This window comes from Actinomyces sp. HPA0247, from assembly GCA_000411415.1.
In the GTDB taxonomy this organism is placed as follows: Bacteria; Actinomycetota; Actinomycetes; order Actinomycetales; family Actinomycetaceae; genus Pauljensenia.
Genome location: KE150450.1, coordinates 37443 through 45044, shown reverse-complemented (window position 1 = coordinate 45044; position 7602 = coordinate 37443). Strand labels below are relative to the sequence as shown.

Annotated in this window: 6 protein-coding genes; 5 read left to right on the top strand and 1 reads right to left on the bottom strand. The window is 63.3% G+C overall.

The features are described from left to right. Positions 1-1515 (top strand): hypothetical protein (locus HMPREF1478_RS00155; RefSeq protein ID WP_016460061.1); only part of this gene is annotated, 1515 nt, incomplete at its 5' end. 66 nt (positions 1516-1581) lie between these two features. Here the strand turns inward: HMPREF1478_RS00155 and HMPREF1478_RS00150 are convergent. Further along, positions 1582-2274: an MgtC/SapB family protein gene (locus HMPREF1478_RS00150; RefSeq protein WP_016460060.1), complete on the bottom strand. Its 693-nt coding sequence runs from the start codon at positions 2272-2274 to the stop codon at positions 1582-1584. A gap of 215 nt (positions 2275-2489) precedes the next feature. On the opposite strand from HMPREF1478_RS00150, the gene HMPREF1478_RS00145 reads away from it, so the two are divergent. From HMPREF1478_RS00145 to HMPREF1478_RS00130, 4 genes are all read left to right on the top strand, one after another. Then, positions 2490-3992: an amino acid permease gene (locus HMPREF1478_RS00145; RefSeq protein ID WP_016460059.1), complete on the top strand. Its 1503-nt coding sequence runs from the start codon at positions 2490-2492 to the stop codon at positions 3990-3992. A gap of 114 nt (positions 3993-4106) precedes the next feature. Next, the gene (locus HMPREF1478_RS00140; protein WP_016460058.1) at positions 4107-4739 is read left to right on the top strand and encodes a DUF4232 domain-containing protein; all 633 of its coding nucleotides are present in this window, start codon (positions 4107-4109) and stop codon (positions 4737-4739) included. A gap of 236 nt (positions 4740-4975) precedes the next feature. After that, positions 4976-5326: a hypothetical protein gene (locus tag HMPREF1478_RS00135; protein WP_016460057.1), complete on the top strand. Its 351-nt coding sequence runs from the start codon at positions 4976-4978 to the stop codon at positions 5324-5326. 174 nt (positions 5327-5500) lie between these two features. Beyond that, the gene (locus tag HMPREF1478_RS00130) at positions 5501-7600 is read left to right on the top strand and encodes a hypothetical protein (RefSeq protein WP_016460056.1); all 2100 of its coding nucleotides are present in this window, start codon (positions 5501-5503) and stop codon (positions 7598-7600) included. The last annotated feature ends 2 nt before the right edge of the window (positions 7601-7602 follow it).

Genomic DNA, 7602 nt, shown 5'->3' with positions numbered 1-7602 from the left:
GTCGAGCCCGAGCCTGTGGTTGAGCCTGTGCAGTCCGATGCGTGGGGTGCTCCTCAGGCCGAGGCTGCTCCCGTGGTTGAGGATGTTCAGCCGGTCGTTGAGCCTGAGCTGGTTGCCGAGCCCGAGCTTGTGCAGTCCGATGGGTGGGGTGCTCCTCAAACTGAGGCTGCTCCCGTGGTTGAGGATGTTCAGCCGGTCGTTGAGCCTGAGCCGATCAACGAGGCGCCCCAGGTGGCACCCGTGACGGAGACTCCTGCGGATATGGCCTCGTCGATCTCGGACGAGGATCTCGAGCGCACGATCGTGGAAGGAACCCGTGAGCGTTCCATGGCCGAGATTGCTGCCGAGGAAAACGCTGCGGCGCAGGCCTCCGCTTACGGCCAGAACCCGGCCCATGCCGCCGGTGCTCCGCAGGGCTACGGCCAGGCGCAGTACGGTTCGCAGGCGGGCCAGCAGTCCCCGTACGCCGCTCAGAGCGGTCCGCAGGGGTATGCGCCGACCGGTCAGCAGTCCCCGTACGCTGCCCCGGGTGCTCAGCAGGGCGCGTCGACTGGACAGCAGTTTGGGGCTGCGGCACAGCAGTTCGGTGCGGCCGCGAACACGGCGTTCAACCAGTTCCAGAACGCTGTCGTCAACGAGACCGGCAAGGTGAAGGGCCGCTCCGTGCGCGCGACGTACGCGCTCATCGGCATGGCGGCGTCCTTCGTGCTCTCGATCGTGTCGATGATCCTGCCGTTCGCGTCGGTGTACGGCATGTCCTTCTCGATGCTGGGGGCGGGCGGTTACGCCTTCTTCCACATCGTCCTCATGCTGGTCGTCCTTGGCCTGGGAGCTGCCTACTGGTTCACGAATCAGAAGTGGGCGTTCCTGTCCTCGGGTATCGCGGCGATCGTGGTTGCCCTGCTGGGCGTGCTCCAGTTCCTGAGCATTCTCGGTAAAGCGACTCCCAGCATTGGCGGTATTCTCTTCTTCCTCTTCTCGATTGGCCTCGGTGTCTCCGGCGGTCTCCTGCTCCTGGAGCTCAAGAATGGCAAGGTTGCGCCGGTCGATAACCCGAACGCTTTCGGTGGCGCTTTCACTGGGGCACCCATGAACCAGCCTGGCCAGCAGCAGTACGGTCAGCAGGGCCAGCAGGGTGGTTTCCAGGCTCCGCAGGGTAACCAGCAGGGCCAGCAGCAGTATGGCCAGCAGGGTGGTTTCCAGGCCCCGCAGGGTAACCAGCAGCAGTACGGCCAGCAGGGTCAGCAGCAGTACGGTCAGCAGGGCCAGCAGGCCGGTTACCCGGGTGCTCAGCAGCAGTATGGCCAGCAGGGTCAGCAGTATGGTCAGCAGGGCGGTTACCCCGGTGCTCAGCAGCAGGGTGGCTTCCAGGCTCCCCAGGCGGCACAGGGCCAGTATGGCCAGCAGCAGTACGGTCAGCAGCCTCAGTACGGCCAGAATCAGTATGGTCAGCAGGGCTACAACCAGGGTCAGCAGGGCGATAAGCCGTACAACCCCTTCGGGACGCGTTCCTGACGCGTTGAGAGAACGCAGGGAGGGCCCGCGGCGAATGCCGCGGGCCCTCCCGTTTGTGTCGAACGTTTACTCGTCGTCGTCTTCGCTGATGTCCACGCCGGCAACGCCGTCGAGGTCGGCGAGCGTGGTGACGAGGAGAGACCGTGAGAGGTCTTGGCGCGTCGTCGCCGTGAATCGGGCGGTGGTGGCGCGCTCGGACGAATCCGTGCGGGTCGATACGCCTGAGACGTTCCAGCCGAGGGAGGAGACCTGGCCGAGCAACGTTGAGAGAACCCCGTGTCCGGGCGTGTAGTGGATGGTGAGCGTGACCTTATGCCCGTGGGTGCGCATGAGGATGAACTGGACGAGTGGGGTTAGCAGGGCGATGACGATGAAGTGCAGGACGGTTCCGGCGAGGGCGAGCCACCACAGGCCAGCGCCGCAGGCCATGCCGATGGCGGCGGTTTCCCAGATTGTCGCGGCGGTCGTGAGGCCTCGGATCGCCCCGTGCCGGGTGAGGATGATGCCGGCGCCGAGGAAGCCGATGCCCGACACGATCTGTGAGGCGACGCGCGAGGGGTCGTAGCGGGTGATGCCGTCGACGAGGATGTCGGAGAAGCCGTACTTGGAGATGAGCATCATGAGGCAGGCGGTGAGGCCGACGATGGCCTGTGTGCGGATGCCTGCGCTCTTGCCTCGGATCTGTCGTTCGAGGCCGATGGATGCAGAGAGGACGAGGGCGAGGAGCATCCAGCCGATGCTCATGAGGGAGTGTGTCATAGGGACCTCCTGCGGTGGCGTGGGTGGGTTTAGTGTAACCGCCTCGTGTGTGTGAGGCGCGTGAGGGGCGACGAGGCGGTGGCAGGGAAGGGGGTGTCAAGAGCGGAACTCGGCCCCGACCTCGTTAAAGAATGAGAAAAGAATCTACCAAGTTCGACACAAGCATTTGTGGGGCTAAGATGGGACTCGACGATCGACAGATGAGGAACCCAGTCATGGAAACCCCCACTCCCGACGACATCGCCACCGATGTGCAGGAGCGCTCCAATACGGCGCTCAAGCGCGGCTTGGCGTCGCGCCACATGCAGATGATCGCTATCGGCGGCGCGATCGGCACGGGCCTGTTCCTGGCCTCCGGTGCGACGGTCGCGAACGCCGGTCCGGGCGGTGCACTCGTCGCCTACGCGGCAATCGGCCTCATGGTGCTGCTCCTGATGCAGTCCCTGGGCGAGATGAGTGCGCATCAGCCGGTCGCGGGCTCCTTCCAGACCTTCGCCACGAAGTTCATTTCCCCGTCCTTCGGCTTCGCCATGGGGTGGAACTACTGGTTTAACTGGGCGGTGACGGTGGCCGCGGACTTGGTGGCCTCGGGCTTGGTGATGGCCTACTGGTTCCCGTCCGTGCCGTCGTGGATCTGGGCGGTGGGCTTCCTCGGCGTCGTCGTCGGGCTGAACGCGCTGTCGGCGAGAGTCTACGGTGAGGCCGAGTTCTGGCTGGCCGCCATCAAGGTCGTCATCGTTATTGTGTTTGTCCTGTCGGGTGTGCTCATGATCGCCGGCGTGATGGGCCAGAATTCGCCGGGCCTGTCGAACTGGACGACCGGGGACGCGCCCTTCCACAACGGTTTCGTCGGCGTCATCGCGGTCTTCATGATTGCGGGCTTCTCCTTCCAGGGCACCGAGCTGGTGGGCGTGGCCGCGGGCGAGTCTGAGAACCCGCGCAGGGACGTGCCGCGTTCGATCCGCACGGTGTTTTGGCGCATCATGTTCTTCTACATTGGTGCGATCGCGGTGATCGGCACGCTGCTGCCGTACACGGATCCGAGCCTGCTGAGTGCGGCCGATGACTCGGCGAACAATATTGCTCAGTCGCCGTTCACGCTCGTGTTCGCGCGCATGGGGGTTGGCGCGGCGGCAGCCGTCATGAACGCGGTCATCCTGACGTCGATTTTATCGGCCGGTAATTCGGGCCTGTATGCGGCCTCCCGTATGCTGCATTCGATGGCCCTGAAGCGTCAGGCTCCCGCGATCTTTGCGCGCGTCACGAAGGGCGGCGTGCCCGGCTACGCGATGGCGGTGACCACGGTGACGGCGGCGTGCGGCTTCCTCACGCAGCTGGTTTTTGAGGACGCCTACATCTGGCTGGTGAACATCGTCGGTATTTCCGGCATCATCATGTGGCTGGGCATTGCGGTCAGTCATATTCGCTTCCGGCGTGCCTACCTGCTGCAGGGGTACCGCCTCGAAGACCTGCCGTATCGTTCGCCGTTCTTCCCGGCTGGTCCCATCGTTGCGTTCATCATGTGCCTGGTGGTGATGGCCGGGCAGAACTATGAAGCCGTGCTTCACGGGCAGGTCTGGGAGGTTGCCTCCTCCTACATCGGTCTGCCGCTCTTTGGTGTGGTTTGGTGGGGCTACCACGTGGCGCGCAAGGATCGGACGGTGCCGCTCGCTGAGATGGACGTGGCCCCCGTCGAGATCGAGCCTGTCACTCGATAGCGGGGACGAGGCCGGGGCGCGGCGGGTGGTTTGCTCGGGTGCGCCGCTTGTCACCCCTGGGTGCTGCCCGGCGTGGCGGTGTGAGAGCTGCGTGCCGCTCCATAGGATGGGCGCATGATCAACACGCGACGCATCCTTGCCGTGACTTCCTTGTCTGCTCTCGTCCTGGGCATTGCTGCCTGTTCTCCGAAGGGCACGACCCCCGAGCAGGGGTCCACGACCTCGTCTGCATCCCCGAGCGCTTCGGCCTCCCAGAGCGGTATGCCCGCGCAGAGCGGCGCGGGCCCCCAGAGCGGCGTGCCCGACGAGGGCAACCAGGCGCCCGAGGTGAACGTCTCCGACAACGACCAGCGCTGCGACCTGTCGAACCTGCAGCCCTCCATCGACTCTCAGCAGGAGGCTGGCGGCACGACCTACGTGTCTGTGGGGTTCACGAATGAGGGCCCCTCGTGCTGGATTGAGGGCTTCCCGCAGATTATTTTCTCTGGCGGCGGCTCGGTTCTCTCGACTGCTGTGCGCGAGGGCGAGGACCCCGGCAACGTGTACACGGTCGCTCAGGGCGGCCGCGTGGGCGTGACCCTGACGGCGGAGTCGACGGACGGCGTCGACGGCTGCAATCCGGCCGATTCGGAGCTGATCGACATCATGCCCGAGGTCGGCAGCGGCGCGACGAGCCTGCAGCTGACCCTGCGCGTGTGCCAGGAGATTCCCTCGGTGTCGGTGAGTCCCTTCGAGCCGCTGTCCTGAGTGAGCGTGTGCTGCTGCCGGATGCGCGTGGGGTGTCTGGCAGCTGCATATGTGGGTGCGCGGCCACACGGAAATAGGTGATTGGGCGCACTGCTGATACGCTGAGTCTGCTAGAAGAAGGAACTCCTCTTTCTCGTCACATCGAAGCGAGTGTGGGCGTGTATGTCCTTCTTCGCCGGTCGACGCGTGACCTGTGCGCGCCGACTGCGCTAACAGAGATCCTGAAGGAGACACTCATGGGTATGCGTTCCACGACGCAGGCATTCCAGTTCAACGTGCCGTTCGAGCAGCTGTTCCCGGCAGCTACCCAGGCCGTGCAGGCGGTCAAGAAGGCGACGCTGACGGGCGCCGACCCGAATGGCCGCGTGATTACTTTCGATACCCCGATGGGCATGATGTCCTGGGGTGAGAACCTCGTCGTCGGTTTCATTCCGAATGAGGAAGGTGTCGTCGTCGAGGTCACCTGTTCGACGAAGGGCATGCCGAACCTCATGCAGAACGGCCTTAACCGTAAGCAGATCGGCGCCTACATCACGGCGCTGTCGAACCTGGTGCAGGCGCCGTTCGTCGAGGTCGCCCGCTCCTGACGCTCCGTCTCACGCTGACTCGGTCCCGGCCTCGTCCATGAATTGACGAGGTCGGGGCCGAGTTTTGTGATGCGCAGTACAAAAGAGTGTGTCTGGTTTGGCCGCTGTGGTTATTCAGTAGATGTATGCTGGCGCGCATATTGCTTCTATCAACGTCGAACTGGGAGTAATGCGATGGCGCGTGGCTACAGGGCAATTGTGGAATTGGATGGCAAGGAAGGCGCGTTGCAGACCGCCGACCGTCTTTTTCACGAGTGGGTGAACAAGAAGTACCCGATGAAGGGTGCGAAGGCAGGTGTCGAATGTGACGCGGAGGGGATCTACCGATTCGGAGAGCTCACCTCCAGCAGGGGTGAAACATCCAGCGTCGTTGCGACCAAGCTGACCGAGGCGTCCGAGGACAAACACTACGAACGCCAACTCCTTGAGATGGTTGAGCGTCGAGACAATGGCGTGCAGTGGACAACGCGTCTCTTCGCCATGCACGCGACCAAGGAATCGCGCTATCGAGACGTTCTCTGGGTGGAGGTTACCCCTCCGCGCGAGAACGAATGGGACGCCAAGCCCCCGCGTCTGGTACGCGATCTCATCACCGAGGGCCACTGCCACGACCGCGGTATGCCGCTGTCAGATTCCCTCCAGACCATCTCCGATGATCGGCAGGTCGAACAGCTGATCGAGTGGATACGTGATGGGCGTCGACGTGCATCCGTCGTCGTCGCCGCTCCTCTCACGGATGGGAACGATTCAGGGGAGCGTGCGGCAGAGCATCGGTGGAAGGATATTCTCGGTTCCCTGACGAAGGATTCCCTCGGTTGTGCCACCTACTTCCTTCTCACCCCTGATGCCTACCGTGAGTTCCACACTCGGATCGGGCAGGGGTGCGCGATGCCCAAGGGGAGCCTGCGCACGTACCTTCCCGACTTCAATCCCGCCGAACCGACGGACACGCTTCGGCACAGGGTACTGACCGCGGGCACGCTGCTGCGAGGCTACGACGAGAAAAGCAAGCGATTCCGCCCCGAACTGTCGGCGATCATCGCGCGAACGCCCTGCGAATACCTGTGGGAAAATGGGCTCGACAAGGAGCTTCGCCGGGCCCAGGCGCCTCTGGATAAGAAACGCCTGTCGGTGCCGACGTTCTATCCGCTGCGCGAGGCGGAGCGGTCGGTAGAACTGCTCGACGAGAAGGTGCGCCAGCGGGTCGCCGAGACACTTTCGACAGTCTCACGGCAGGAGGAGCAGGCCGAGGAGCCCGGTACGGCTGAGCGCGCGCAGGCGGAGGAGTCCGCGCCCCAGCAGCATGCGCCAGAGGCAAGCGGAAAGGCTGTTGCCCCTGAGTCTGCCGCGCAACGCGCGCAGTCTCGGCACTTGGCATGGTACGAGCCGCTACGGCGCCTCATCCGCCGTTTCCTACCCGCCTTCAATCCGCGCACGCACACCGAGCTGGAGAGCGGAATCGCCGCGCTCTCCAGTGGCCTGGACGCCATGAATGAGGCGCACTCGGAACTCTCGTCCGAGCGTGACAAGCTACGCGATGAGCTCGCTGCAGCAATGGATCTGCTCAATGAGCCACCTAGCGACAGTAAGGAAATCACCGAGTTACGGTTGCAGAAGGGGGAGCTCGAGAGTGAGCTGCGTGAAGCGCAGGCGGAGAGAGAAACTCTCAGTAAGAGGAATCGATTCCTCGAATGGAAGCTGAAAAACCCCGACGCGAACGATGGCGATCGTGACTTCGTTGAGGAACAGCTGGACGATAGTCCGCAGAGCATGTCGGAGCTCTTTGATTGGATGACCCAGGGGAGATACGAGTCGGTGACGAGACATGTGGTTCTGAGTGATCCGGATGGAATGATGGGTGACATTCTGAGGCTTGACAGTCTCAATGGCAGCCGCTATTGCGCGGAGTTTTGGAACTATATTCTCGTTCTGCGTGACTACATGCGGGCGCGCGAGGCCGGCGACTTTTCCGGTGGGAACGTGCACGACTACCTGGCTAACCCGCCGGACGGCTACCGCACGTGTTCTGCTTCGCGTCACAAGTCGAATGAGAGCGATACGGTCAAGGGAAACGAGAAGATGCGCAGGGAGCGCACCAGGCCGGTCCCTGTTGAGGTTGATCCGCGCGGTGTCATTGAGATGTGGGCGCATTTCGCTCCCACGCATTGCGACCAGAATGCGCCGCGTATGCACTACTACCCGGATACGGAGAAGACGCACAAGGTCTACATCGGCTACATCGGACGTCACTTGACGAACACGAAGACCAACTGAAC